We start from the raw sequence: 23,151 nt of genomic DNA on the forward strand, positions 1-23,151 counted from the left end.
TGAGGGTAGGCGACTGCCGGACGTGGAACGGAGTGCAGCGTCGACGTTCCGACCGCTGGGGCATGGGAAGATATTTACCGGTCTCGTCGCTACCCCGACACGACAGGCCCCCGCGACCCCTCCATCGCGGGCGACCCACAGACAGATGTCACCGACACCCACGAGCAACCAGTCCCGTCCCGGTTCCCGACGACGCCGACGCTCCCCGCGCTCGCCGCTCGACCCGCGGGAGGTGTCGGTCCGTCGATGAGCGCGCTCGAAACCCTACAGGGGGCGCTCTCGGGTGCGTTCCTCCGGCCGCTGGGGCTGGCCGCGCTCGCGGCCGCGATACCGATTTTGCTCCTCTACCTGCGAAAGCCCGACCCCACGACCGTCGCGTTCCCGGCGGTCGAGTTCCTGCTGGGCGACAGCGACGAGCGCACCCAGCGTCCCGCCTTCCGACGGCTCCGGCGGAGCGCGCTCCTGGTACTCCAGTTGCTCGCGGTCGCCGCGCTCGCCGTCTCGCTGGCCGCGCCGTACGTCCCCGTCTCCGAACAGCGGACCGTCGAGGAGACCGTGGTCGTCGTCGACCGGAGCGCGAGCATGGCGACCCAGTCCGACGGCGCGACCAGGTTCGACCGGGCGGTCGCGGCCGCCACCGAACAGGTCTCGGACGAGACCTCGGTCGTCGTCGCGGGCGGCGAGACGACCGTCAGCGCTCGGCGCGTCCCCGCCGCCGAGGCCCGCGAGACCCTCGACGGCCTCCGTGTCACGGGCGCGCCGGGCGACCTGTCGAGCGCAATCGAGCGCGCGACGGCCGTGGCGGGCGCGGACGCTCGGCTCGTCGTCCTCAGCGACTTCGCGAGCGACGACGACTGGCGGACCGCCGTCTCGGCGGCCCGCGCTCGCGGTCTCTCGGTGTCGCTCCGGCAGTTCGCGGCCGGCGGGTCGGGAAACGTCGGTATCGTGGACCGGTCGTTCAACGACGGCACGGTGTCGGTCCGGGTCGAGAACTTCGACGACGCGCCGGCCGAGCGTCGGGTCGAACTCGGCGACGCCTCGCGGTCGCTGGCGCTCGCCCCCGGCGAGGTCGGGCAGGTCACGCTTCCCGTCCCGGCCGGCGGCGGCACGCTCCGGCTGACGCCCGGCGACTCGCTGCCCGTCGACGACTCGGTGCCGGTCGCCGCGCCCGCCGACCCCACGGTCGACGTGCTGGTCGTGACCAACGAGGACAACCGCGAACTCGTGACCGCGCTGTCGGTCGTCGAGTCGACCGACGTGACGGTCGCCAACCCGCCGGCGTCGGTGTCGGGCGAGTACGACGTGGTGGTGTTCGGCGGGGTCGAACCCGGCCGCCTGCTCGACGGCACCCGGCAGGTCGCCCGCGAGACGCTCTCGCGGGGCGGCGGCGTCGTGATTCAGGCCCAGTCGAACCTCTCGGCGGTCGGCTACGGCGACCTGCTCCCGGTCGAACCCACCGGCGTCGAGACCGACCCGTCCGTCGGCCAACCCGCCGACGGCCCGCTCACCGAAGGCATCACCTTCCCCGCGCCGGCGTCGACCGTCGGGGCCGACCTCCGGACCGGCGAGGCGCTCGTCCGGACGGGCAACGGGACGCCGCTGGTCGCGACCGCCGACGTTGCGGGCGGACGGGTCCTCTACTACGGCTATCCCGCCAACGACTCGACGTTCGCGCGCAACTACCGGTATCCGGTGTTCTGGAAGCGCGCGGTGTTCGAACTCACCGGCCGCCAGTCGCTCGACGAACGCAACCGTCGGACCGGCGACCGGCTCGGGTTCGGCGAGTCCACGACCGTCGAGACGCCGGCCGGCACTCGCGAGGCGGCGTCGGTCGCGCTCGACCGGGTGGGCTTCTACGAGGCCGACGGCCAGCGGTACGGCGCGTCGCTGTCGGACCGCGCGGAGTCGAACGTGACCGCCCCTTCGATTGCCGGGGACGGGTCGACGGGCGGGAACGCCACGTCCGAGTCCCGGACCGTCCCGCTCGCGCTCACGCCGCTCGCCGCCGGACTCGCGGGCCTGGTCGCGCTGGCCGAACTGGCCTTCCTGCGCTACCGGGGTGACCTCTGATGGCGCTCGCAGGCGGCCTTGCGGTGCCCGGAGTCGACGCCTCGGTCGCGTTCGCCCGCCCCGCCGTGCTGGCGGCGCTCCCGGTCGGGGCGGCCGCCCTCTGGGTGCTGCTGTTCTCCCGGCGGGGCGGCGAGGCGAGCGACGCCGGCGGGGAATCGGAGCCCGACGCCGCCGGCCCGGTCGCGAGTCGGCGCGCCCGCTGGGCGCTGTACGCCAGCCGGCTCGCGGTCGTGGCGTGTCTCGTGGTCGCGGCCGCCGGCCCCGCGACCGTCGCCACCGAGACCACGGCCGGCGACCCGCAGGTGACGATGGTCGGCGACGAGTCGGCCAGCATGGGCGTGTACGACCCGGTCGCAGACGACCTCGAAACCGCCCTCGAGGACGAGGGCGTCGCGGTCGAGCGCGTCACCGCCGGCTCGGGCAACCGCTCTCGGCTCGGCGAGGGGCTGGTCGCCAACCTCCGGTCGAACGGGAGCCTGCTGGTGGTCTCGGACGGGCAAGTGACGGGCGGGCCGTCGCTGGCCCGCGCGGCCGATTTGGCGGACTCGCTGAACGCCACGGTCAACCGGGTCGACCTCTCGGCGAACCGGAGCGACGCCCGCGTGACCGTCTCCGGCCCCGCGAAGGCCAGCGTCGGCGTCGAGACCGAGTTCGGCGTCCGGGTCGCGGGCGTCGAGGACGCGCCCGACGACGCCGAGGTGACGGTGTCGGTCGACGGCGAGCGGGTCGAGGCCCGGACGGTGCCCGACGGCGGGGCGTTCACCGTCTCGCACAACTTCTCGTCGGTCGGCCCCCACCGCGTGACGGCCCGCCTCGCCGGCGGGGACGCGTTCGCCGTCAACGACGTCTACTACAAGAGCGTACAGGTGGTCGAGCGGCCCGAGGTGCTGTACGTCGCCCGGGGCGACTACCCGCTCGAAGACTACCTCTCGGAGCTGTACGACGTGACCCGCGCCGAGTCGGTGCCCGAGGAGTTAGACGACTACTACGCGGTCGTGGTCCAGGACGTGGCCGCCCCGGACGTCGGCTCGGTCGGCGCGCTACAGGAGTTCGTCGTCGGCGGCGGCGGACTGGTGGTCGCGGGCGGCGAGAACGCCTACGAGAACGGCGGGTACGAGAACGCCCGGCTGTCGTCGCTGCTCCCGGTCAGCGTCGGCGGCTCCTCGGGGCGAGAGGCCAGCATCGCGCTCGCGGTCGACGTCTCGGGCAGCGCCCGGTCGGGGATGCGCGTCCAGAAGGCGCTCGCGCTCGACGTGCTCTCGCAACTGGGCGACCGCAACCGGGTCGGGCTAGTCGGGTTCAATCAGGACGCCTACCGCGTGGCCGACCTCGCACCCCTGTCGGACTCGCGGAGCGACCTCCAGGAGCAGATTCGGAGCCTCCAGAGCGGCGGCGGCACCGACCTCTCGGCCGGACTGCTGGGCGCGGCCGAAGCGCTGGGCGGGGAGGGCGGCACCGTGGTCCTGCTCAGCGACGGCCGCGACGACGCCGAGCGAGCCTTCGCCGCCGCCGAGCGCCTCGCCGAGCGCGACGTCCGCGTCGTCACGGTGGGGGTCGGCGACGTCGACGCCGAGGTGCTGCGAGGCGTCGCCGAGCGGACCGGCGGGTCGTACCTGCCGGCCGACGAGACCAACCGGCTCCGGGTCCAGTTCGGCGGCCCGAACCGCCAGTACCGCGGCGACCACGCCGTGGTCGTCGACGACGGCCACTTCGTGACCGGGGGCGTCGAACCCGCCGCGTCGCTGCCCGGCGCGAACGAGGTGAGCGTCAAGGAGGGCGCTCGCCTGCTGGTCGCGACCGGCTACGGCGCGCCAGCGCTCTCGACGTGGCGGTTCGGCCTCGGCCGGGTCGCCGCCATCACCGCCTACGGCGCGGACGGCAGCCTCGGCGACCTCCGGACCCGCCCGGACTCGCTGTTGCTCTCGCGGTCGGTCAACTGGGCCATCGGCGACCCCCAGCGCAAGGCGGCCGGGGTCGTCTCCGCGCCCGACACGCGCGTCGGCGAGCCGACCACCGTGGTCTACGCGGGCGAGAGCCCGCCGGCGGTCGAGAACGGGAGCGAGAGCCTGTCGTTCTCGCCCGTCGGCGAGTCGCGCTACGAGGCCCGGGTGACCCCGACCGAGTCGGGCTACCGGGCGGTGCTGGGAAGCTCGTACGCCGTCAACTACTCCGCGGAGTACGCCGCCCTCGGCGTCTCCGCGGACCTCGACCGGGCGGTCGAGCGGACCGGCGGCCGGACGTTCGCGAGCGACGAGTCGGCCGCCATCGCGGCGGCGGTCACGCGCCAGACGACCCACGCCCGCACGATAGAGCGGTCGTGGGACTGGGCGTTCCTCGTGGGCGCGCTCGTCGTCTACGTCCTCGAGGTCTGCGCGCGGCGGCTCCGCCGCCACCGAAACCAGGAGGTGATTCCGTGAGTCACATCGGCACGACCATCAACGTCGCGCTGGCGCTGTTCGTGGCGCTGTCGGGCGTCGGCATCGTCGGCACGACCCTCTACTACCAGGAGTCGGTCGAACAGCTCCGCTCGCAGAACCAACAGCTCGCCGACCGGGGCGAGGAGCTGTCGTCGGAACTCGACGACCGCGAGCGCCGCATCGACGAACTGAACGAGACCCTCGCGTCGGTCAACGAGACGCTCGAGACCAGACGCGAGGACGTCGCGGAGGTCTCTGACCGGCTCCGGGCGACCGAGCGACGGCTCAACGCGACCCGCCAACAGCTCAACGAGACCGAGGCCGAGCTCGGCCGGGCGAACGACCGGGTGGAGTCGCTCCGCGAGCAGGTGTCCGAACTGGAGGAGCGCCGCGACGAACTGGCCGAGCGCCGCGACCAACTCGAATCGGAACTCGAACGCGCCCGCGATATCAGCGACGAGCTCAACGAGACCCTAGAGCGGCGAAACGAGCTACTCGACCGGCGAAACGAGACGCTCGACGAGAAGAACGAGACCCTCGACAGGCGCGACCGGCTGCTCGACCGGAAGAACCGGACCATCGCGGACCTCCGGGAGCGAATCGAGGAGCTCGAACGCGAGTCGGAGGAGCAATGACCGGGGACGAGCCGAGCGAGCGCGACGGAAGCGGTCCGACGGGACGCGACGAGGGCGTTCCGGCCGGGAGCGCCGACAGTCGGGACGGGCCGGACCCGGACGGCCGACCCGAAGTCGACGAGACGTGGGGCGGGACCGGCGGCCCGAACCAGGCTGTTGGCGAATCGAGCGACGACCCGGACGAGCCGGTCCACAGCGGCGGCGCGGCTGGCGACGACGGCCGGGTTCCGGACGACCCGGCCGAGGCGAAGGCGGGCGACGCGCGAGCCGACGACGTCCGGAGCGCGCTCGCGGAGGTACGCCGCGAGCAGTACAAGGTCGCGGTCGTCCACGCCAGCCTCGAAGCCGCGTGTCTCGCGCTCGCGGTCAACCTCCTCGCCGGCGTCGTCGGCGTTCCGGCGCTCGACGCCCCCGTGCTCCCGTCGGCGTTCGAGTCGTCGGGCGTCCCCGCGCCCGACGTCGGCACGGCGGTCGCCCTGCTGGCGGGCGTCGCGGCCTTCGCCGCCGGGGTCGGCCTGCGCGCGCGCCGGCCCGCGGTCGAGTCGTTCGAGGCCGCCAATCCCGAGGTGGCGGAGGCGCTCCGGACCGCCCGCGACGCGGTCGGCGACGACCGGGCGAACCCGATGGCGCTCGCGCTGTACGACGACGTGCTCGACCGCCTGCGCGGGACGTCCAGCGTCCGACTGGTCGACCGGCGGCGGCTCGTCGCGAGCGTGGCGGTCGCGTTCGCGCTCGGCCTCGCGTCGGTCCAGACCGCCGTCGTCGGCGTCGACCTCGCCGGACCCCCGTCGGACGCGGCGGTCGGCGGAACCGGCGACTCGGAGGCCGACCGCGCGGCGCTGGAGAACGGGTCGACGCCGACCCTGCGGGACGGCGACGAACTGCTCGGCGAGCCCTCGGAGGTCGACGCCGGGTCGGAGAACCTGACCGCCTCCGTGGGGTCGAGTCCCGGCGGGGAAGGCGACGAGGCGCGCAACTACGACAGCGACGGTAGCGGGAGCGACGGCGGCGCGGTCGCGCCCGAGCGCGCCGGGTTCGACTCGCCCGAGCGCGTCGAGGACGCCGACCTCGTGGCGCGGTACGCCCGCGAACTCGAAGGGAACCAGACCGATGACCGATAGGAATCCGTCCATCGACGACGTGACGAACCGCATCCAGGCCATCCGCTCGGCGGTCGGGCGGCGCATCGTGGGCCAGCAGGAGGTGGTCGACCACGTGCTGGCGTGCATGCTCTGTGACGGCAACGCGCTGTTGGAGAGCACGCCCGGCCTCGGCAAGACCCTGCTCGTCCGGACCCTGGCGGAGGTGACGGGGCTCTCGTTTTCCCGCATCCAGAACACGCCCGACCTGATGCCCTCGGACGTGGTCGGGACCGAGATGGTTCGGGAGACCGAGGCGGGCCGGACGTTCAGCTTCGAGAAGGGGCCGGTGTTCGCAAACCTCGTCCTCTCCGACGAGATAAATCGGGCGACGCCCAAGACCCAGTCCGCGCTGCTCGAAGCCATGGAGGAAGGGCAGGTGACCGCCGGCGACGAGACCTACGACCTCCCCGAACCGTTCTTCGTGCTGGCGACCCAGAACCCCATCGACCAGGAGGGGACCTACCCGCTCCCGGAGGCCCAGACCGACCGCTTCCTGCTGAAGGTCGTGGTCGACTACCCGACTGCCGACGCCGAACGGGAAATCGTCGACCGGTACACCGGCGACGTCGACGCCTCGATATCGGTCGACAGGCAGGTGTCGCCCCGCGAGTTCCGGACGATGCAGCAGTTCACCCATCAGGTCCCCATCGCCGACGACCTGCGGGATTTGGCGGTCGGCATCGTCAGGGACACCCGGACCGCCGAGGACCTCGAATACGGCGCGAGCCCGCGCGCCAGCATGTCGCTGGTCCGGGTCGCGAAGGCCCGCGCGCTGATGGAGGGCCGAACCCACGTCAGCGCCGACGACGTGACCGCGATGGCGAAGCCGGTGTTGCGCCACCGCGTCGTGGTCGACTTCCGGGCCGAGCGCGAGGGGCTGACCGCCGCCGACGTCGTCGAGTCCATCGTCGAGGACCGATGATAACCCCGGAGTTTCTGGCCGAACTCGACCGGTTCGAGGCCGCCCGCGACCGACAGGCCCGCTCGGAGCGACAGGGCGAGCGCACCACCGACGCGGTGGGCGAGGGGCTGACGTTCGCCGACTACCGGCGGTACGAACCCGGCGACGAGCCCAGATTCATCGACTGGAACCTCTACGCCCGGACCGACGAGCTCTACGTCAAGCAGTTCGAGGCCGAGCGCAACTTCACGGTCCACGTGCTGGTCGACGCCAGCGCGTCGATGGACTTCGGCGCGGGCGAGGCCCACAAGTTCGAGTACGCCGCCAAGCTCGGGCTCGGGTTCGCCTACCTCACCGCCCGCGAGCACAACGACTTCCGGTTCACCGTCTTCGACTCGACGGTCGACCGCCTCGACCGGGGCCGGTCGAATCGCGGCGAGGTGATGGGGCTGGTCGAGGAGTGCAACGCGGTCGACCCCGACGGCGAGGCCGACTTCGAGGCCGCGCTGGCCGACTACGCCGCCACCATCGACTCGAAGGCGCTGGTCGTGGTCTGTAGCGACTTCCTCGGGGACGCCGACGCCATCGACGCCGGACTGGAGGCGCTGGCGTCGAACCAGCTCGTGGCCGCCCACGTCGTCGCGCCCGAGGAGCGCGACCTGCCCAGCACCGGCGACACCCTGTTCGAGGCGCTCGAATCCGACGAGTCGCTGCGGGCGTACGTCGGCAGGCGCTTCGAGCGGACGTATCGGGACCGCTTCGACGACCACGCCGACGCGGTCGAGGGCGTGGCCCGCGACCTCCGGGCGCGCTACGAGCGCGTCGACACCGGCGCGCCGTTCTTCGAGTCGTTCGGCGACCTCTGGTTCGAGTGAGGTCGCTCGGGGCGTCTCGATTACGGTCGGTTCGCGTCGGACGGTTCCACCGAGATTCCGAAACGACTATAATCGATGCTTGAAAGGGAGCGAACAACCCGCTTGGGGGAGAACCAATGAACGAGGGAACCGACGAACGGGACGCATTCGTGCGGATGGCGAGCGACTTTCCGGTGCGGACCGGCATCTTCACCTTCGGCCTGCCGGCGTTCGGACTGTTGCAACTGATAAACGGCTATCTCCACGAGGCGTCGCTGGTCTTCATCGCGGCGTTCACCGTGTTGGCGGTCGCCTTCTCGGTGATGCTCACGCGGTATCACGTCGCAAACTACCGACGGACGCGGCTGGCCCGTCGAGTGTGGAGCGACGAGTAACGCCGCGTTTCCGCCGGTTCGTCTCGACCGAGGAGCGTCCGACCCGGCCAGCCCCGCGAGGGCCGCCCTCGCGTCGCCGGCCGACTTGGGCGGCGACGCGCTACCGCCGACTGCCGGGCTGGGGGTCGACGTGCGGTTTCGCCAGCAGGTCCTCGAACCGCCGGTCGTCGAGCCACTCCAGCAGCTTCACGAGCTGGTCGCTCGCGGCCTCGAACAGCCGTTCGCCCTTCTCGGGCGTGGCGTCGGTCTGGTCGCCCAGCACGCCGTTGTCGGTGTTGTCGATGGAGTCGTAGAAGTCGCGCGCGCCGTGGACGTACGCCTCGCCGCTGTCGGCCCAGTCCACGAGGCCGCCGTCGCGGGCGTCCTCCAGCTTCTCGGTCTTCACGTTCTCGGGGTCCAGGTGCAGCATCATCGACGTCTCCTTGGGACCGCCGTGGGGACCGTTGGTCTCGAACAGGTCGTCCACGAGCTCCGGAATCGACTCGTCCCACATCCACTCGACCGCGTAGGCCACCTCGTCCTCGCGCAGTCGGCGGCCCACCTCCCGGAGGTGGGTCTGGTTGCCGCCGTGGGCGTTGACGTAGACGATGCGGTCGATGCCGTGGTACGCCAGATTCCGCGAGAAGCTCTCGACGTAGTCGCGGAACTCTGGCGGGTCGGCCCACATCGTGCCGTGGAACTGCTTGTGGTGGACGCTCACGCCGACGTTGACGGTGGGCGTACAGAGGTAGCCCGTCCGGTCGGTCGCTTCGCGCGCCAACCCCTCCGCGATGGCGTGGTCGGTCGACAGCGGGAGGTGCGGGCCGTGCTGCTCGGTCGACCCGAGCGGCACGACCGCCAGCGACTCCTCGGCCACGTAATCGCCCAGTTCCGGCCACGTCTGGTCTGCGACGTACATATCGGCATCCGGGGAGCGAATCGACAAAGGTCTTGCCCGTCGCCGCGCTCACGACTCCCGGACCCCGCTCAGCCCAACAGGCCTTCCTCGTCGAGTACGTCGCGGAGGCGCTCCATCGTGGCGACCACCACGTCGCAGGCGGGCCGGACCGCAGGTTTGGGGACGAACCCGACCGCGAGGCCGGCCACCTCCAGCATCGGCAGGTCGTTCGCGCCGTCGCCGACCGCGACGGTGTCGCCGATGGGAATCCCGCGCTCGCCCGCGAGGCGTTCGAGCGCGTCGTCTTTCGTGCCCTCGATGAGCGGCCCCTCGACCTCGCCGGTCAGGCGGCCGTCTTCGACGGGGAGGCGGTTTGCGACGATGGCGTCGACCGAGACGCCTTCCGCCTCCAACGCGCGCTCGACGCCGCGCTCGAAGCCGCCGGTCAGGACGGCAGTCGTCACGCCCGCGTCGTTCAACTCCCGGACGACGGTCCCGGCGTCGGGACGGAGTTCGACCTCGTCGAACGCCGCCTCGGCGTCCTCGACCGCAAGTCCCTCCAGCAGGGCGGCCCGGTCGCGCAAGCTCCTGGCGTAGCTTATCTCGTCGTTCATCGCGCGCTCGGTGATCTCGGCCATCTCGTCGGCCACTCCGTTGCGCTCGCCGAGCAGGACCGTCATCTCCGAGTCCGAGAGCGTGCCGTCGAAGTCGAACGCGACCAGTGACATGCCTGCGGATTCGGCGGCCGGGGGCTTGAAACGACCGGATGGCGCAGGTGACGCGGGAGCCGCGTTCTCGCGCCCGTCGCGGCGAACCCGCCGACGCCGAGGGGGAACCGGCGAGCGAACGGCCCGACCCGACCAGTCGGCGAGCCCTGACGGGTCCGGGAGATTTAGACCGCCGCCGCCTCAACCCACACTCGATGAGCCACTTTCCCGAGTTCGAGGTCGTCCCCGCCGTGGACGTGCAGGACGGCGAGGTCGTGCAACTGGTGCAGGGCGAGCGCGGCACCGAGAAGACCTACGGCGACCCGGTCGCGGCCGCCGAGCAGTGGGTCGAGCGGGGCGCACAGACCCTCCACCTCGTGGACCTCGACGGCGCGTTCGACGGCGAGCGTGCGAACGCGCCGGCCGTCGAGTCGGTCCTCGACGCGGTCGACGCGGACGTGCAACTCGGCGGCGGCATCCGGTCGGTCTCGGACGCGACCGCCCTGCTCGAACGCGGCGTGGACCGCGTCATCCTCGGGACCGCGGCGGTCGAGAATCCCGACGTCGTCGCGGAGATATCCGAGACGCATCCCGATTCGGTGGTGGTCAGTCTCGACGCCAAGGACGGCGAGGTCGTCGTCTCGGGGTGGACCGAGGGCACGGGCCTCGACCCCGCCGAGGCTGCCGCGCGCTACGAGGAGCTGGGCGCGGCCGCGATTCTGTTCACCGACGTCGACGTCGAGGGCCGGCTCGCGGGCGTCCAGACCGACCGCGTGCGCGAGGTGGTCGAGGCGGTCGAGATCCCGGTGGTGGCGTCGGGCGGGGTCGCCTCGCTCGACGACGTGCGGGCGCTCCGGGACGCCGGGGCCGCCGCCGTGGTCGTCGGCACCGCGCTCTACGAGGGGGAGTTCACGCTGGCCGAGGCGAAGTCGGCGTAGCGGGCTCGCGGCGGGTGGCGTCGAGTCGGTTCGGGACGGGTGGCCTCGCCCCGCGGTGCCGTAGGTATTTGGGCGATGGCGGCCAAGGGCCGGACATGGACGAACTGACGCTGTCCGTCCCCGACCCCATCGTGGAGTCGCTGCCGGCCGACGGCGAGGACGCCGCCCGCGACATGCGCGAGGCGGTCGCGGGCTGGCAACGACGCCTCAACCGCGCCATCGAGGACGCCGAGAGCGACGACGACGCGGCCGGCGCGGTGGTCGACGCGCTCGAACGCTTCGAGGGGCGGTGGGAGCAGTACGACGACTTCGTGGCCGAGTTGCGCGCGTGGGGCCAGTCGCCCATCTACGCGATGGCGTGGCGCGACCTGATGGCCGCGTTGATGCGCCAGCTGTACGACCACGGGGACCTGAGCGACCGCATCGACCGCGAACGTCACGCCCGCATGGTCAGCGACGGCATCCGGCCGGGGCGATAGGATGGCGCTGGAACTGCGCTTTTTCGCCAACTTCCGGGAGGCGGTCGGGCAGAAGACGGTCGAGCGCGAGTGCCCCGAGGGGACCACGGTCGGGGACGTGCTCGCCGACCTCGCCGACGAGTACGACATGGACCTGTTCGAGGACGGCGACCTCCGGCCCCAACTGTCCATCATGAAGAACGGCACGGACGTCGTCCACCTCGAGGGCCTCGACACGCCGCTCGACGACGGCGACGTCCTGAGCGTCTTCCCGCCGGTCGCAGGGGGATAGATGCGCGTCGAGCGGTCCTACCGGGGCATCTCCGAGCGACTGGCGCGCCACTACCTGACGAACCTCGGCGGGCGCGTCCGGGACGCGGACGACGGCGGGGACGCCCAACAGCCGGCGGTCGTGGCCGACGACTGGCGCGCCACCCTCAGCTCCGAGAAAGTCGGCGTCGGCCCCTCGCTGACGCTGACCGAGGTGACGGTGGTGTTCGAGGGCGACGAGGCGGTCCTCGACGACCTCGTCGCGAGGTTCTCGCGGAAAGCCATGCGGGCGGGCGGGTGACCCCGACTGATTCGGTCGCGCTCACCCGCCGGCGCGCGGCGCGGTGGACTTGCCGGCGCTCGCCGGCTGCAGTTCCGGGACGGAGGCCCCGATGACCGAGGACAACCCCGTGGAAGGACAAGTGCTCGTGCTCACCGCCGCGAAGGCCAGCGTCCCCGGCCGGCGCGTCCCGGACCTCGTGGCCGAGGCGCGCCGCGAACTCGACCCCCGGACCGACGAGTTGCGGCGGCGCTACGAGCGCGTCCACGCCGACGACGTCCGGGACATATTCCTCGCCCCGACCGGGTTCTGGGTCGAGGTGGGCGAGGACCTCGGCTGGAGCGAGCGGGCGCGCGAGGCGGTCGCCCGCGCCCACGCCGAGCAACTGCTTCGGGTCGGCCGGCGTGAGGGCCGCGAATCGGAGTTCGAGGCCGCGCTTGACGTCCGCGAGGCGGTCGTCGTGAGCGCGTCTGACCCCTAACTACGCCTCCCGGTGGCTCGCCCGCGTGGCGGTCGCCTTGAACGAGGCCACCACGTCGACGCCCTCCTGTAGGCCCAACTGCTCGACGCTCGACGCCGTGACCAGCGCCGCGACGCCCTCGTCCGCGCCCACGTCCACGAGGACGCGCGCGACCGCCTCGCCGCGGTCGAGGCCGACGACGACGCCCGCGAACCGATTGCGAGCGCTGGTGGCCGCTTCGGCCGGCGCGTCCGTCGGGTCGTGGAGGGTCACCGCGTCCGCGCGGACCGCGACCTGCACCGGGGTCCCGTCCGGCGTCGTCCCGGTGGCATCGTCGCTTCGGCCACTGTTCGATTCCGGGGCCAGCGCCCGGACCCGACCGGCGGGGGTGTCGACGCTCACGAGTTCGCCTTCGCGGGCTCCGACCCGTCCCGACAGCACCGTCTCCTCGACCCGCGCGGTTCCGGTGAACTCCGCGCGGAGGCGCTCGAAGCGCGCCAGCAGGTCGCGGGCGTCGTCGGTGAGTCGGCTCCCGCCGCCGCCCGACCCGCCGCGCTGGCGGACCACCAGCGGGCCGACCGATTCTTCGAGGTCGGTGAGCCGCTGGTGGGCCCGCGAGTACGACCGCCCGAGCGCGTCGGCGGCCCGGTTGAGCGACCCCGCCTCGTCGATGGTCCGGAGGAGCTCGGCGTCGGCGGCGTCGAACCGCACGCCGTCGGTCCGGAGGTGGGCCTCGAATCCGGCGTCCATGTGGTCCGGGAGGCGGGGGAGTTCCAAAGTCGTTGGGTCGGCCGCGACCGGCCGGCGTCGGGGGCCTCGTTCCGGGCGGAGGTCGTTCCCGGGCCGAACCCGTTCGGCCCGACTCTCGTCGGTCGAGAACGTGAGCGGGTTTATATCCCCCATCGGCGGGAACCTCCGGATACAGATGACCTCCCACACGCTCCGCTCCGGCGACGGCATCGAGCGACGAACGTTCCTGAAGGGCGCGGCGGGCGTCGCCGGCGTCGCGGTCGCCGGCACCGGCGCGACCGCACCCGTGACGGCCCAGTCGGCCTTCGACGGGTGGTTCGACGGTGTGAGCAACTACGACGGCGTGGTCGACCGGACCGACGAGTCCGAGGTGACGATCGAGGTTGGTGCGCAGGGCAACGACGGTAACTTCGCCTTCGGCCCGGCTGCGGTCCGCATCGCGCCCGGAACGACGGTAGTCTGGGAGTGGACCGGCAAGGGCGGCAGTCACGACGTGGTCGCCGAGAGCGGTGCGTTCAGCAGCGAACTGGTCGGCGACACGGGCCACACCTTCGAGTACACCTTCGAGCAGGCGGGCGTGAGCAAGTACGCCTGCACGCCCCACAAGGCGATGGGGATGAAGGGCGCGGTCGTGGTCGGCGAGGACGCGGCCGCCGACGCGCCGGCGGCCGCCGCGTCGGCGTCGGGCGGGCGGAGCCTCACCGAACTGCTCACGCTCGGGTTCGCGGGAGCCATCGTGGCGGGACTGTTCGGCCTCCCGTTGGCCGACCAGCGCTCGAAGCGCCGCGAGGCGTAGGCCGGGACCTCGACCCGTCCCCGTCGTCGGCGCGGGCACTGCAACCACGTCTCCGAACGTCTCCGGCGTATTCTGAGACGACGACTGCAAAACCGGTGGCGAAACCTCGAACGCTCTCTATCTCCGGAACCGTACCCACAGCCTCGAACCCCCCGGCGCGCGCGTCGTTCGCATGACCCCGCCTCGCCCGTTCAGTCCGCCGGCGGACAATCCGCGTCCGCCGGGGTCTGCGCAAGCGAAGCGCGCGCAGGCCCCGCGCAGGTTGGCGCGAGCTGAACTCGCGCCAGCGCGCGCCGACGTAGACCAGACGAACTGGCGCGCGCCGACGTAGGGGAGCCCGTCGACCACGGCGGTCGGCGAACCGGCGGGTCGCGGCGGCGTCCCGGTAGACGTTCGCGGTGAGCCGCTGCTGGGGCGACTCGGCGACTATCTCCCCGAGCGGTCCGGACTCGAAGTCGTGGTTGCCGAACGTCTCGAAATCGGGCTCGACCGCGCGGAAGCAGTCGAGTGCCCGCCGAACGGTGCCGAGGTGGTCGCTCCGATGGTTTTAAACGGTCGAACGCCCCACTTGAACACAATGGCTTTTGAGGACCTCCTCGAAGACCCGGTAATCCAGAAGTATCTTCACGAGCTGGTCGGTCCCAAGGGGATGCCGGTCGCGGCCGCGCCGCCGGACGGCGAGGTCACCGACGAGGAGCTCGCCGAGGAGCTCGACCTCGAACTCAACGACGTGCGCCGCGCGCTGTTCATCCTCTACGAGAACGACCTGGCGACCTATCGCCGGCTCCGCGACGAGGACTCGGGCTGGCTCACCTACCTCTGGACGTTCCAGTACGAGAACATCCCGGACAACCTCGAAGCGGAGATGCACCGGCTGCTGGACGCGCTCGAAAACCGTCAGGAGTACGAACACCAGCACGAGTTCTACCTGTGTGAGGTGTGTTCGATTCGGTTCGAGTTCGGCGAGGCGATGGACTTCGGCTTCGAGTGTCCCGAGTGTGGCTCGCCCCTGGAGTCGATGGAGAACAGCCGGCTCGTCGACGCGATGGAGCACCGCATCGAGCAGTTGCGCGAGGAACTCAACGTCGAGCAGCTCGAAGAGGCCGAGGCATAGATGGTCGTCCTCGCAACCAAGGTGTACGTACAGGGCGAGGCCCGCGAACGCGCGCTCGACGCGCTCCGGTCGCTCGCGGACAACGCGGTCGGCGACCTCGAGGTCGAGTACACGGTGGGCGTGCGCCACGACGAGTTCGCCACGGTCACGCTGGAGGGCGACGACGAGGTGGTCGCGCGAAACCTGCTCCGCGAGGAGTACGGCGAGATAACCCCGGAGTTCGAGGCCGGCGAGACCTACGTCGGCACGCTCGAAGGCTGGGACGAGGAGGGGTTCGTCCTCGACGCGGGCGAGCGAGTCCGGATTCGGGCGAGCGAGCTCGGACTCGGACAGGGGACGCCGATCCAGATCGTCGAGCGGTTCGGCCTCGTCCAGCACATGCCGCTTCGGTTCGTCTACGGTGACCAGGCCGATGTAGACGACGGGCATGCGGACGGCGACGCCGACGAGGACGGCGGTTCCCACCGACTCGCCGACGCCGAGCGCGACCGCCTCTACGAGTGGACGCGGGGCTCGGGCCGGGTGAACGTCAACAGCGCCACCCGGGGCGAGGTGCGCGCGACGGTCAACCGCGCGGGTCACGCTCGGGACATCGTGACGGTCGAACGACTCGGCCTGTTAGAGCAGAGCGTCGTCTGCAAGGACGAGACCGACCCGCCGGGACTGCTGGCGGCGGTCGGCGACTACCTGCCGGCCGAGATTCGTTGCGTCATCCCCTGACGGTTCCCATGAATCGACGACTCCTGCTCGCGGTCGCGTCGCTCGCGCTCCTGTCGCTGACCGCCGGGTGTATGGGCATGTTCGGCCCCGGCGAGATAAGCGACGAGCAGTTGACGGGCGACGAGAACGCGACCTACGACTGGGACACCACCGCCGACGTCCACCTCAACGTCACCAGCGGCGAGTACGTCGCAACCTACGACTTCACGAACCGGTCGGAGCTCGCGGTCCACCAGCGCCAGTCGTTCGGTGAGGAGGGGCCGGTCGAGGTCGGGACGGTCCGGTTCCGCTATCCGAACGGCACCGTGGTCGCGCTGGGCCAGGAGCGCGTGCACCGACAGGACGACCAGACGCTTTTCGAACTCCCGGCCGAGGACGGGACGTTGGCGTACACCGCGCCCCATCGGGGCAAGACGTTCACCACGCCCGTCTACGTCGAGGGCTCGTACGAGGTCGTCCTGCCCGACGGGATGCGGGTCGGGGCCCCGATACTGAGTCAGGTCCGGCCGAACGCCGACGACCGGGAGCTGCGGGACGGCCGGACCCACCTGCGGTGGGGTTCGGTGACCAGCGACAGCCTCGTGGTTCGGTTCTACCTCGCGCGGGACCTCACCATCTTCGGCGGCGTCGTCGCCGCGGCCCTCGTCGTCGGCCTCGTCGGACTGGGCTACGTCCGGCTCCAGATTCGGGAGCTCGAACGCCGGCGCGAGGAGATGGGACTGGACGTCGACACGGGCGACGACGAGTTCGACCAGGGGCCGCCGCCCGGGATGGGGTAGTCGCGGCCGAACGACCCCGCCGGGAGAGCGCTCGCTTTTTGGTCGCGTGACCGCTACGGACGGTCATGCGAGTAGCGCTGGTCACCGTCGGCGACGAACTGCTGAGGGGCGACACCGTAAACACCAACGCCGCGTGGCTGGGCGAGCGCCTGACCGACCGGGGCGCGAGCGTCGAGCACGTCGCGGTGGTGCCCGACAGGGAGGCCGACGTCGCCCGCGTGGTCAACGAACTCCGCGCCGAGCACGACGCCGTCGTCGTCACCGGCGGGCTCGGGCCGACCCACGACGACCGCACCATGGAGGGCGTCGCGGCGGCCGTCGGCGTCCCGGTCGAGGAACACGACGAGGCCGTGGCGTGGCTCGCCGAGCAGGGCGGCTACACGCACGCTGACCTCGCGGAGGGGACGGCCCACCTGCCGAAGGGGTCGCGGCTGCTCCCCAACGAGGTGGGCGTGGCACCGGGTTGTGTGGTCGAGGGCGTCTACGTCCTGCCGGGCGTCCCCGAGGAGATGCACGCGATGTTCGAGTCGGTCGCCGACGAGTTCTCGGGCGACCGCCGCCACGTCCGGGTCGTGGCGGCCGACGAGCCCGAGAGCGCGCTGATAGACCGGCTGGCCGACCTCCGGGCTCGGTTCGACGTGACCGTCGGGAGCTACCCCGGCGACCACGTCCGGCTCAAGCTTCGGAGTACCGACGAGGACGAACTCGACCGCGCGTCGGCGTGGCTGCGCGAGCGAGTCGACTCGGCGGAGTGACCCGGCGTCCGGCGGGCCGAGCTACCGGTAGAAGTAGACCAGCCACGCGACGACCAGCAGGATGCCGAGTCCGCCGACGACGATACCTGCGGCGTTGGCCGGGACCGACGCGGATTCTGCGAGTACGAACATACCCGGAGGTTCCGGAGCGGGTCCCTTAACGCTTGCCAAGCCGCCCCGGACCTCGCGCCGTCGTCGGGCGAAATCCCGGGTTGAAACAGCGAACGGTCGGGAAACGTCGGCCTACCGGACGTTCGTTTCCGAGCCGAGACTCGTTTTTTCGACCCGCTCGGGGACGAAACACTACGTTGCGCGGATGAACGGTCGCCAACAGTCGACCCGGTTTATGCGTCGTTCCGGCGAACGCCGTCGTGTCCGCGCCGGTCGCACCGAGCGGGCGACCGACGCGGCGGGAGAGTACCAATGTCACGGCAGAACCAACAGCCAGCGGGACGCGTCGGTCAGGAATCGTACGGCGGTAAAACGACGGGCGGCACGCAGCAACCCATGGGGCAGTCGAGCGGAATGGGCGGCCAGCAGATGGGCGGTCAGGGCGGAATGGGCGGCCAGCAGATTGGCGGTCAGGTAGGGAGCCAACAGTTCGGCGGGGCAGGGACGTCCCACCAGCAGACCCACCAGCAGGTCGGCCAGCAGTTCGAGTCCGAGCTGACGCCCGAACTCAACGAGGCGCTCGAAGCGTTCGACCGCGTGGGCGAGATCGCCGCGTGGTGCGCCGACAGATGCATCGAGAGCGGCCCGCAGATGGCCGAGTGCGCTCGCCTGTGTAACGACCTCGCGGACCTGGCGGAACTGAACGAGAAGCTCATCGCCCGCGACTCCATCAACGGGCCGGAACTAGCCGAGACGTTCCTCCGGGTCGCCCACGAGGGGCTGCCGATACTCGAACAGTACCAGCAGTCACCACACGTCCAGGAGACTCTGCACGCGGTCGACCAGGCCATCGAGTCGACGAACCAACTGCTGACGTCCATCGGCGGCCAGCACCAGCAGGGGTTCCAGGAGATGGCCCAGCAGACGCAGCAGGGCGGGATGGACCAGCAGGGCGGAATGGGCCAGCAGGGCATAGGCCAACAGTCGCAGGGCCAGCAGTTCCCGCAGTCGTACTGACCCACTGGGGCCGCACCCGGCGCGGCGCTTTTTTCGGTATCGGACGGTTTTTGCACCGGACCCGCGTAGTTCGTGGTATGCGACGCATCGGCGTGGTCGTCAACCCCGTCGCCGGAATGGGCGGCCGAGTGGGACTGAAAGGCACTGACGGGAAGGTCGCGGAGGCCCGCGAGCGCGGGGCGGAGCCGCGCGCGCCCGACCGGGCGACCGAGGCGCTGCGCGCACTCCGCGAGCGCACGAGCCAGCGCGGGGGCGACGCCGCCGTCGAGCTTCTGACCTACGGCGGCCGGATGGGCGCGGACGAGGCCCGCGAGGCCGGCTTCGACCCCGAGGTCGTCGGCGACCCGGTCGGGTCGCCGACGATCGACGAATCGTCAGGGAGCGAGACCACCGCCGAGGACACCCGCGAAGCCGTCCGGCGGTTCGTCGAGGAAGGCGTCGACCTCGTTCTGTTCGTCGGCGGCGACGGCACCGCGGTCGACGTGGCCGAGACGCTCGATCACCTCGACGCCGACGTGCCGATGCTCGGCGTGCCGGCGGGCGTGAAGGTGTACTCGGCGGTGTTCGCGGTGTCGCCCGAGGCGGCCGGCCGGGTGGCCGCCGACTTCGACCGGACCGAGACCCGCGAGGTCAACGACATCGACGAGGACGCCTACCGCGAGGGCGAGGTCCGCGCCGACCTGAAGGCGCTGGCCGAGGTGCCGGTCGCCGAGGACCTCCAGTCGAGCAAGCAGGTCGGCGGCGGCACCGTCGAGAGCCTCGCGGCCGGCGTGGCCGAGGACGCTCGCGCGGACGCGGGCGGGACCTACGTCCTCGGGCCGGGCGGCACCGTCGGCGCGGTGAAGGCCGAACTCGGGTTCGACGGGTCGCCGCTCGGCGTCGACGTGTGGCGCGGGGTCTCCGGAAGTAGTGCGACCGGCGGCTCGTCGGACGGCGGCGAGGTGCTGGTCGCGGACGCCAGCGCCGACGAGATTCTGGACGCGCTGGGCGACCGGAACGTCGTCGTGGTGTCGCCCATCGGCGGGCAGGGGTTCGTCTTCGGCCGTGGCAACGACCAGCTCTCGCCCGCGGTCCTCCGGCGGTGCGACGTCGAGATCGTCGCCTCGAAGCGAAAGCTCGACGGGCTGGGCGTCCTCCGGGTCGACACGGGCGACGAGGCGGTCGACGAGTCGTTGCGGGGCTGGCACAAGGTCCGGGTCGGTCGGTTCGAGCGCCGGATGATGAAGGTAGTTTAAGGCACAATAATGGTCCCTTAGTCAGGCTTAAGGTAGTCGGTCACCCACTGTTCCAACATGGAAACCCGCAAGGTACAGCGGCTCGGGCCCTCGACGCTGGCGATGACCCTGCCGGCCGAGTGGGCCTCGGAGAACAACGTCGAGAAAGGCGACGAGGTCTCGCTCCGGATGGGCGGCAAGGGAACGCTGACGGTCCTGCCCGAGTCCACCCAGACCGAGGAGTCCGAGGCCGTCATCCACGCCGAGGAGCTCGACGCCGGCGCGGTCGAGCGCGCCATCGTCTCCCAGTACGTCCTCGGGCGGCGAGTCATCCACGTCCGGAGCGAGGAGGCCCTCGACAGCGCCATCATCAACGCGGTGTACAAGGCCGAGACCCAGCTCATGGGACTGGGCGTCGTCGAGGAGACTCCCGACAGCATCGCCATCAGGTGTTCGGTCGACCCCGAGGACTTCAGCCTCGACAACCTGCTCGAACGCCTCGAAAACACCGGTTCGACCATGCGCGGCGAGGCGGTCAAGGCGCTGGCCCACGGCAACCCCGACCTCGCCGAGCGCGCCCTGAATCGGGAGCGACAGGCCAACAAGATATTCGTCCTGCTGCTCCGGCTCATCTTCACCGCCTACCAGAACCCCACGCTGGCCCGCGCGGTGGACCTCGACACTGGCTTCCCGCTCATCGGCTATCGCTCCATCGCGAAGAACCTCGAACTCACCGCCGACAACGCCGAGGACATCGCCGAGATCGCGCTCGACGCCGAGGGCCACACCCTCGACGTGGACGGCGCGACGATGCGGCGCATCCGGGAGTTCACCGACCAGGTCGACGAGATCACGGCGCTGGCGGTCAAGGCCGCCGTCGAGCGCGACTACGACACCACCCTGGAAGTGCGGGCGCTGTTCCACGAGATCGGCGACCGCGAGAGCGACATCCTGTCGGACCTGCCCGAGATGGACAACGACGCGCTGCTGGCGGTCCGCGAGGTGCTGGTCAGCCTCCAGCAGACCGCCCAGTACGCCATGCGGAACGCCGAGATCGCCGCGAACCTCGCGCTGAACGAGGAGAGCGAGCACACCACCATCAAGTAGCTGGGGACGGACCGGGTCGGCGCTCTCGGCCCGCCAACGACCGCGTTCTACCCCGACGCCGGGGATTCGTCCACGAGCCTCGTCGACTCGTCAGTGACGTCCTCGTCCCCGACGCCGAGCCGGGGCGTCGCACTGGAGCCTACAGACTGCGGCGAGCGGTTCGACGAACCGCTCGGTGAGTGTCCGAACTGCGGGTCCGAGGACGTCAAGGAAGTGGAGGGGTTCGACATGGCTCCGGACTCGTAGCCCGGCGAGGCCGTCGGAAGGCGGTCAGACGAGCTAACGCGCCGGGGTCGATAGCGAGCGGGCCGTCTCCCGGTCAGTCCGCACTCACCACCTCGGCGTCTTCGGCCGCCGTCGGTTCGTCGGACGCGACCGCCTCCTCGACGGACCCGTGGTCGCCGGTCTTCTCGGCGGTCAGGGGATTCCGGCTCGCGATACCGCAGTCGAACGCGGGATGCTCGGCGAAGTGGCGCACCAGCATGTGCCGTCGGGAGCCGGTGATGCCGGCTCGGCCGACGTCCTCGGCTCCGAACGCCGCCGGCAGGCGGTCGAACAGCCGGCGCAGGGCCCCGAAGCCCTCGAACACCTTCGAGTTGCCCGCCGAGTCGGCGCCCCGGCGTGCGACCTCGTAGCTGCCGTCCGCGCGGTGGACGCCTTCGGTCCGGAAGAACTCCCGGCGCTGGGTCAGCGCCTCGCCGACCGCGTCCTGCAGGTCGGCGGCCTCGTCGCTGGTTAGTTCGTGATCGCGGCCGTCGACCGCCAGCACTATCGATTCGCCGTCTCGTCGCACCGAAACCGATGTCTCATCGCCCGAGAAGAACTCGATCAGGAGCGTCTACACTCCGTGTCATGCGTCCGTACGTGGCAGTGCCGGGGTTAAAACGGTTTCGCCGCCGCTCGATGCTGCGCGGTCGGTCGAGCTGGCCGCCGAGTGCGGCGAAAACCCCTCGCAGACGACCGGGACCGACACGCTAATCCGGGCGATGGACCTTCCCGGGAATGTATGGCCGACGTCCGCAAGCGCGTGCTCGCCATCTGGCGGCGGACCCTCTCGTTGTCGTGGCCCATCGCCGTCCAGCAGACGCTCAACACGCTGATGCGGACGGTCGACGTCGTGGTCACGGGCCTGTTCTCGCCGGCGGCGGTGGCGGCGGTCGGCCTCGCGGACCTCTACGCCCAGATTCCCCTGCGGGCGGGACTGGGGCTCGGGACGGGCGCGATCGCGCTCTCCAGCCAGGACACCGGGCGCGGCGACGAGGCGACCCGCAACCGCGCCATCACGCAGGCGTTCCTGATAGGATTCCTGATAGGGCTGCCCCTGATAGTCGTCGGACTCACGATTTCCCCGTGGCTCATCCAAGTTCTGGGTGCCGAACCGGCGGTCGTCCGGCAGGGCGGGCAGTACCTCGCTATCGTGTTCGCGGCCGCGCCGATGCGCATCGTCGGCCTCGTCGCCTCCCGGTCGCTGCAGGGCACCGGCGACACCCGCACGCCGATGCTGGTCAACGGCTCCGCGAACCTCCTCAACATCGGCGCGACCGTCGGACTGGGGCTGGGCGTGGGCCCGTTGCCGAACCTCGCCATCGTGGGCGTCGGCGTCGCGACGGCGGTGAGCCGCACGTTCGAGGCGGCGGCGATGTCGCTGGCAATCCGGAGCCGCCGGACCGACCTCTCGTTCGCGCGTCCCCGGAGCCTGACGGTCACGCGCCAGCTCGTCTCGGTGAGCCTCCCCACCTTCGCCGAGGGGATGAGCACCTCGCTCGCGAACTTCCCGTTCAACGCCCTGCTGTTGACCTTCGGGACGGAGGTCAACGCCGCCTACCACATCGGGCGGCGCATCTACCAGCAGGTCAGCGGTCCGCTCTACCGGTCGTACAGCACGGTCGCGAGCATCGTGGTCGGCCAGACGCTCGGCGAGGGCGACCCCGAGGGCGCGCGCTTCTCGGGGCTCGCCATCACGGCGCTGGGCGTGCTCACGCTGGGCGTGGCCGGCGGCGTCCTGTTCTTCGGAGCCGAACCCATCGCCCGGGTGTTCACGAGCGACGCCGCCACCCTGGGCTACGCTGCGGACTTCACCCGCGTATTCGGCGTCTCGATGCTGTCGTTCGGCGTGTTCTCCCCCATCGCCGGGAGCCTCCGGGGCGCGGGCGACACCCGGACGCCGTTCTACGCCCGGCTGAGCGGGACCCTCGGCTTCACGCTGGGCTTCTCGTACCTGTTCGGCGTCGTGCTGGACTACGGCCTCTGGGGCGTCTACGTCGGCCTCGGGCTGTCGTACGCGTGGTGGGCGGTCGGAGTCGCCGCCGGGTTCTGGTGGGGCGACTGGGCCGAGAAGGCGGGCGAGATGATGGCCGAGCGGGCGGAAGCTTCGGATTGAACGG

General features: G+C 71.3%; 25 protein-coding genes and 1 pseudogene. 22 read left to right on the forward strand and 4 right to left on the reverse strand.

Annotated features, from left to right (window positions below; translation table 11 throughout):
- Nucleotides 1-246 precede the first annotated feature (246 nt).
- The 7 genes from EPL03_RS07710 (at nt 247) to EPL03_RS07740 (ending at nt 8,414) form a co-directional block, all read left to right on the forward strand.
- Entirely contained in the window at nt 247-2,070 is a 1,824-nt protein-coding gene (locus EPL03_RS07710; protein ID WP_135828775.1) for a vWA domain-containing protein, read from the forward strand.
- On the forward strand, nt 2,070-4,487 hold the full coding sequence (locus EPL03_RS07715) for a vWA domain-containing protein (protein ID WP_135828776.1): 2,418 nt from the start codon (nt 2,070-2,072) through the stop codon (nt 4,485-4,487). Before EPL03_RS07710 ends, EPL03_RS07715 begins: the two co-directional genes overlap by 1 nt.
- Nucleotides 4,484-5,122: a chromosome partitioning protein gene (locus EPL03_RS07720; protein ID WP_135828777.1), complete on the forward strand. Its 639-nt coding sequence runs from the start codon at nt 4,484-4,486 to the stop codon at nt 5,120-5,122. Before EPL03_RS07715 ends, EPL03_RS07720 begins: the two co-directional genes overlap by 4 nt.
- Nucleotides 5,119-6,243, forward strand: a complete 1,125-nt coding sequence (locus tag EPL03_RS07725) for a DUF7502 family protein (protein WP_135828778.1) — start codon at nt 5,119-5,121, stop codon at nt 6,241-6,243. The genes EPL03_RS07720 and EPL03_RS07725 overlap by 4 nt, the downstream gene beginning before the upstream one ends.
- Nucleotides 6,233-7,186 carry an AAA family ATPase gene (locus EPL03_RS07730; RefSeq protein WP_135828779.1) on the forward strand — a complete coding sequence of 318 codons (954 nt, stop codon included), beginning with the start codon at nt 6,233-6,235 and terminating at the stop codon, nt 7,184-7,186. Before EPL03_RS07725 ends, EPL03_RS07730 begins: the two co-directional genes overlap by 11 nt.
- On the forward strand, nt 7,183-8,040 hold the full coding sequence (locus tag EPL03_RS07735) for a DUF58 domain-containing protein (RefSeq protein ID WP_135828780.1): 858 nt from the start codon (nt 7,183-7,185) through the stop codon (nt 8,038-8,040). The genes EPL03_RS07730 and EPL03_RS07735 overlap by 4 nt, the downstream gene beginning before the upstream one ends.
- Nucleotides 8,041-8,156: 116 nt before the next feature.
- Complete coding sequence (locus EPL03_RS07740; RefSeq protein ID WP_135828781.1) at nt 8,157-8,414, forward strand: hypothetical protein; 258 nt, start codon at nt 8,157-8,159, stop codon at nt 8,412-8,414.
- Between the two features lie 100 nt (nt 8,415-8,514).
- Here EPL03_RS07740 and EPL03_RS07745 read toward each other — a convergent pair whose 3' ends face one another.
- Nucleotides 8,515-9,312 (reverse strand): creatininase family protein, encoded by a 798-nt coding sequence (locus EPL03_RS07745; protein ID WP_135828782.1) that lies wholly within the window; start codon nt 9,310-9,312, stop codon nt 8,515-8,517.
- Between the two features lie 68 nt (nt 9,313-9,380).
- Nucleotides 9,381-10,019, reverse strand: coding sequence for a phosphoserine phosphatase SerB (gene serB / locus EPL03_RS07750; protein WP_135828783.1), 639 nt, complete (start codon nt 10,017-10,019; stop codon nt 9,381-9,383).
- Between the two features lie 194 nt (nt 10,020-10,213).
- Between serB and hisA the strand changes: the two genes are divergently transcribed.
- From hisA to EPL03_RS07775, 5 genes are all read left to right on the forward strand, one after another.
- The gene (hisA, locus tag EPL03_RS07755) at nt 10,214-10,936 is read left to right on the forward strand and encodes a 1-(5-phosphoribosyl)-5-[(5-phosphoribosylamino)methylideneamino]imidazole-4-carboxamide isomerase (RefSeq protein ID WP_135828784.1); all 723 of its coding nucleotides are present in this window, start codon (nt 10,214-10,216) and stop codon (nt 10,934-10,936) included.
- Nucleotides 10,937-11,031: 95 nt separating this feature from the next.
- Nucleotides 11,032-11,415: a hypothetical protein gene (locus EPL03_RS07760; RefSeq protein ID WP_135828785.1), complete on the forward strand. Its 384-nt coding sequence runs from the start codon at nt 11,032-11,034 to the stop codon at nt 11,413-11,415.
- 1 nt (nt 11,416) lies between these two features.
- A complete protein-coding gene (locus tag EPL03_RS07765) occupies nt 11,417-11,686 on the forward strand; it encodes a ubiquitin-like small modifier protein 1 (protein ID WP_135828786.1) in 270 nt (89 codons plus the stop codon).
- The gene (locus tag EPL03_RS07770; RefSeq protein WP_135828787.1) at nt 11,687-11,965 is read left to right on the forward strand and encodes a hypothetical protein; all 279 of its coding nucleotides are present in this window, start codon (nt 11,687-11,689) and stop codon (nt 11,963-11,965) included.
- Nucleotides 11,966-12,056: 91 nt separating this feature from the next.
- Nucleotides 12,057-12,425, forward strand: a complete 369-nt coding sequence (locus EPL03_RS07775) for a hypothetical protein (RefSeq protein WP_135828788.1) — start codon at nt 12,057-12,059, stop codon at nt 12,423-12,425.
- On the opposite strand, the gene EPL03_RS07780 is transcribed toward EPL03_RS07775, so the two are convergent.
- Entirely contained in the window at nt 12,426-13,154 is a 729-nt protein-coding gene (locus EPL03_RS07780) for a TOBE domain-containing protein (protein WP_135829525.1), read from the reverse strand.
- 175 nt (nt 13,155-13,329) lie between these two features.
- Between EPL03_RS07780 and EPL03_RS07785 the strand changes: the two are divergent.
- The 9 genes and pseudogenes from EPL03_RS07785 to EPL03_RS07825 all read left to right on the forward strand — a co-directional run.
- Nucleotides 13,330-13,860, forward strand: a pseudogene (locus EPL03_RS07785) (halocyanin domain-containing protein); the annotation flags it as partial.
- 667 nt (nt 13,861-14,527) lie between these two features.
- Entirely contained in the window at nt 14,528-15,064 is a 537-nt protein-coding gene (locus EPL03_RS07790; protein ID WP_135828790.1) for a transcription factor, read from the forward strand.
- Nucleotides 15,065-15,784, forward strand: a complete 720-nt coding sequence (locus EPL03_RS07795) for a DUF2110 family protein (protein ID WP_135828791.1) — start codon at nt 15,065-15,067, stop codon at nt 15,782-15,784.
- Nucleotides 15,785-15,792: 8 nt separating this feature from the next.
- Nucleotides 15,793-16,563 carry a DUF5803 family protein gene (locus tag EPL03_RS07800; protein WP_135828792.1) on the forward strand — a complete coding sequence of 257 codons (771 nt, stop codon included), beginning with the start codon at nt 15,793-15,795 and terminating at the stop codon, nt 16,561-16,563.
- Nucleotides 16,564-16,628: 65 nt separating this feature from the next.
- Nucleotides 16,629-17,318 carry a competence/damage-inducible protein A gene (locus EPL03_RS07805; protein ID WP_135828793.1) on the forward strand — a complete coding sequence of 230 codons (690 nt, stop codon included), beginning with the start codon at nt 16,629-16,631 and terminating at the stop codon, nt 17,316-17,318.
- Between the two features lie 507 nt (nt 17,319-17,825).
- Entirely contained in the window at nt 17,826-18,446 is a 621-nt protein-coding gene (locus tag EPL03_RS07810; RefSeq protein WP_210424935.1) for a hypothetical protein, read from the forward strand.
- Nucleotides 18,447-18,523: 77 nt separating this feature from the next.
- Entirely contained in the window at nt 18,524-19,681 is a 1,158-nt protein-coding gene (locus tag EPL03_RS07815) for an ATP-NAD kinase family protein (protein ID WP_135828794.1), read from the forward strand.
- Nucleotides 19,682-19,738: 57 nt separating this feature from the next.
- Nucleotides 19,739-20,767 (forward strand): phosphate signaling complex PhoU family protein, encoded by a 1,029-nt coding sequence (locus EPL03_RS07820; RefSeq protein WP_135828795.1) that lies wholly within the window; start codon nt 19,739-19,741, stop codon nt 20,765-20,767.
- Nucleotides 20,768-20,860: 93 nt separating this feature from the next.
- Nucleotides 20,861-21,013 (forward strand): hydrogenase maturation nickel metallochaperone HypA, encoded by a 153-nt coding sequence (locus EPL03_RS07825; protein ID WP_135828796.1) that lies wholly within the window; start codon nt 20,861-20,863, stop codon nt 21,011-21,013.
- 73 nt (nt 21,014-21,086) lie between these two features.
- Here the strand turns inward: EPL03_RS07825 and EPL03_RS07830 are convergent, their stop codons facing one another.
- The gene (locus EPL03_RS07830) at nt 21,087-21,560 is read right to left on the reverse strand and encodes a DUF7528 family protein (protein ID WP_244605221.1); all 474 of its coding nucleotides are present in this window, start codon (nt 21,558-21,560) and stop codon (nt 21,087-21,089) included.
- 213 nt (nt 21,561-21,773) lie between these two features.
- Here EPL03_RS07830 and EPL03_RS07835 point away from each other — a divergent pair, with 213 nt between their 5' ends.
- A complete protein-coding gene (locus EPL03_RS07835; protein ID WP_135828797.1) occupies nt 21,774-23,147 on the forward strand; it encodes an MATE family efflux transporter in 1,374 nt (457 codons plus the stop codon).
- The last annotated feature ends 4 nt before the right edge of the window (nt 23,148-23,151 follow it).

Source organism: Halorussus halobius (genome assembly GCF_004765805.1).
GTDB classification, from domain to species: Archaea; Halobacteriota; Halobacteria; order Halobacteriales; family Haladaptataceae; genus Halorussus; species Halorussus halobius.

What these genes read in the sequence shown, in the direction of transcription:
- EPL03_RS07790 (WP_135828790.1), top strand. Translation starts at nt 14,528, where the DNA reads ATGGCTTTTGAGGACCTCCTCGAAGACCCGGTAATCCAGAAGTATCTT.
- EPL03_RS07800 (WP_135828792.1), top strand. Translation starts at nt 15,793, where the DNA reads ATGAATCGACGACTCCTGCTCGCGGTCGCGTCGCTCGCGCTCCTGTCG.
- EPL03_RS07760 (WP_135828785.1), top strand. Translation starts at nt 11,032, where the DNA reads ATGGACGAACTGACGCTGTCCGTCCCCGACCCCATCGTGGAGTCGCTG.
- EPL03_RS07820 (WP_135828795.1), top strand. Translation starts at nt 19,739, where the DNA reads ATGGAAACCCGCAAGGTACAGCGGCTCGGGCCCTCGACGCTGGCGATG.
- EPL03_RS07780 (WP_135829525.1), bottom strand. Translation starts at nt 13,154, where the DNA reads ATGGACGCCGGATTCGAGGCCCACCTCCGGACCGACGGCGTGCGGTTC.
- EPL03_RS07795 (WP_135828791.1), top strand. Translation starts at nt 15,065, where the DNA reads ATGGTCGTCCTCGCAACCAAGGTGTACGTACAGGGCGAGGCCCGCGAA.
- serB (WP_135828783.1), bottom strand. Translation starts at nt 10,019, where the DNA reads ATGTCACTGGTCGCGTTCGACTTCGACGGCACGCTCTCGGACTCGGAG.
- EPL03_RS07765 (WP_135828786.1), top strand. Translation starts at nt 11,417, where the DNA reads ATGGCGCTGGAACTGCGCTTTTTCGCCAACTTCCGGGAGGCGGTCGGG.
- EPL03_RS07715 (WP_135828776.1), top strand. Translation starts at nt 2,070, where the DNA reads ATGGCGCTCGCAGGCGGCCTTGCGGTGCCCGGAGTCGACGCCTCGGTC.
- EPL03_RS07770 (WP_135828787.1), top strand. Translation starts at nt 11,687, where the DNA reads ATGCGCGTCGAGCGGTCCTACCGGGGCATCTCCGAGCGACTGGCGCGC.
- EPL03_RS07810 (WP_210424935.1), top strand. Translation starts at nt 17,826, where the DNA reads ATGGGGCAGTCGAGCGGAATGGGCGGCCAGCAGATGGGCGGTCAGGGC.
- EPL03_RS07710 (WP_135828775.1), top strand. Translation starts at nt 247, where the DNA reads ATGAGCGCGCTCGAAACCCTACAGGGGGCGCTCTCGGGTGCGTTCCTC.
- hisA (WP_135828784.1), top strand. Translation starts at nt 10,214, where the DNA reads ATGAGCCACTTTCCCGAGTTCGAGGTCGTCCCCGCCGTGGACGTGCAG.
- EPL03_RS07805 (WP_135828793.1), top strand. Translation starts at nt 16,629, where the DNA reads ATGCGAGTAGCGCTGGTCACCGTCGGCGACGAACTGCTGAGGGGCGAC.
- EPL03_RS07815 (WP_135828794.1), top strand. Translation starts at nt 18,524, where the DNA reads ATGCGACGCATCGGCGTGGTCGTCAACCCCGTCGCCGGAATGGGCGGC.
- EPL03_RS07775 (WP_135828788.1), top strand. Translation starts at nt 12,057, where the DNA reads ATGACCGAGGACAACCCCGTGGAAGGACAAGTGCTCGTGCTCACCGCC.
- EPL03_RS07725 (WP_135828778.1), top strand. Translation starts at nt 5,119, where the DNA reads ATGACCGGGGACGAGCCGAGCGAGCGCGACGGAAGCGGTCCGACGGGA.
- EPL03_RS07730 (WP_135828779.1), top strand. Translation starts at nt 6,233, where the DNA reads ATGACCGATAGGAATCCGTCCATCGACGACGTGACGAACCGCATCCAG.
- EPL03_RS07745 (WP_135828782.1), bottom strand. Translation starts at nt 9,312, where the DNA reads ATGTACGTCGCAGACCAGACGTGGCCGGAACTGGGCGATTACGTGGCC.
- EPL03_RS07740 (WP_135828781.1), top strand. Translation starts at nt 8,157, where the DNA reads ATGAACGAGGGAACCGACGAACGGGACGCATTCGTGCGGATGGCGAGC.
- EPL03_RS07835 (WP_135828797.1), top strand. Translation starts at nt 21,774, where the DNA reads ATGGCCGACGTCCGCAAGCGCGTGCTCGCCATCTGGCGGCGGACCCTC.
- EPL03_RS07735 (WP_135828780.1), top strand. Translation starts at nt 7,183, where the DNA reads ATGATAACCCCGGAGTTTCTGGCCGAACTCGACCGGTTCGAGGCCGCC.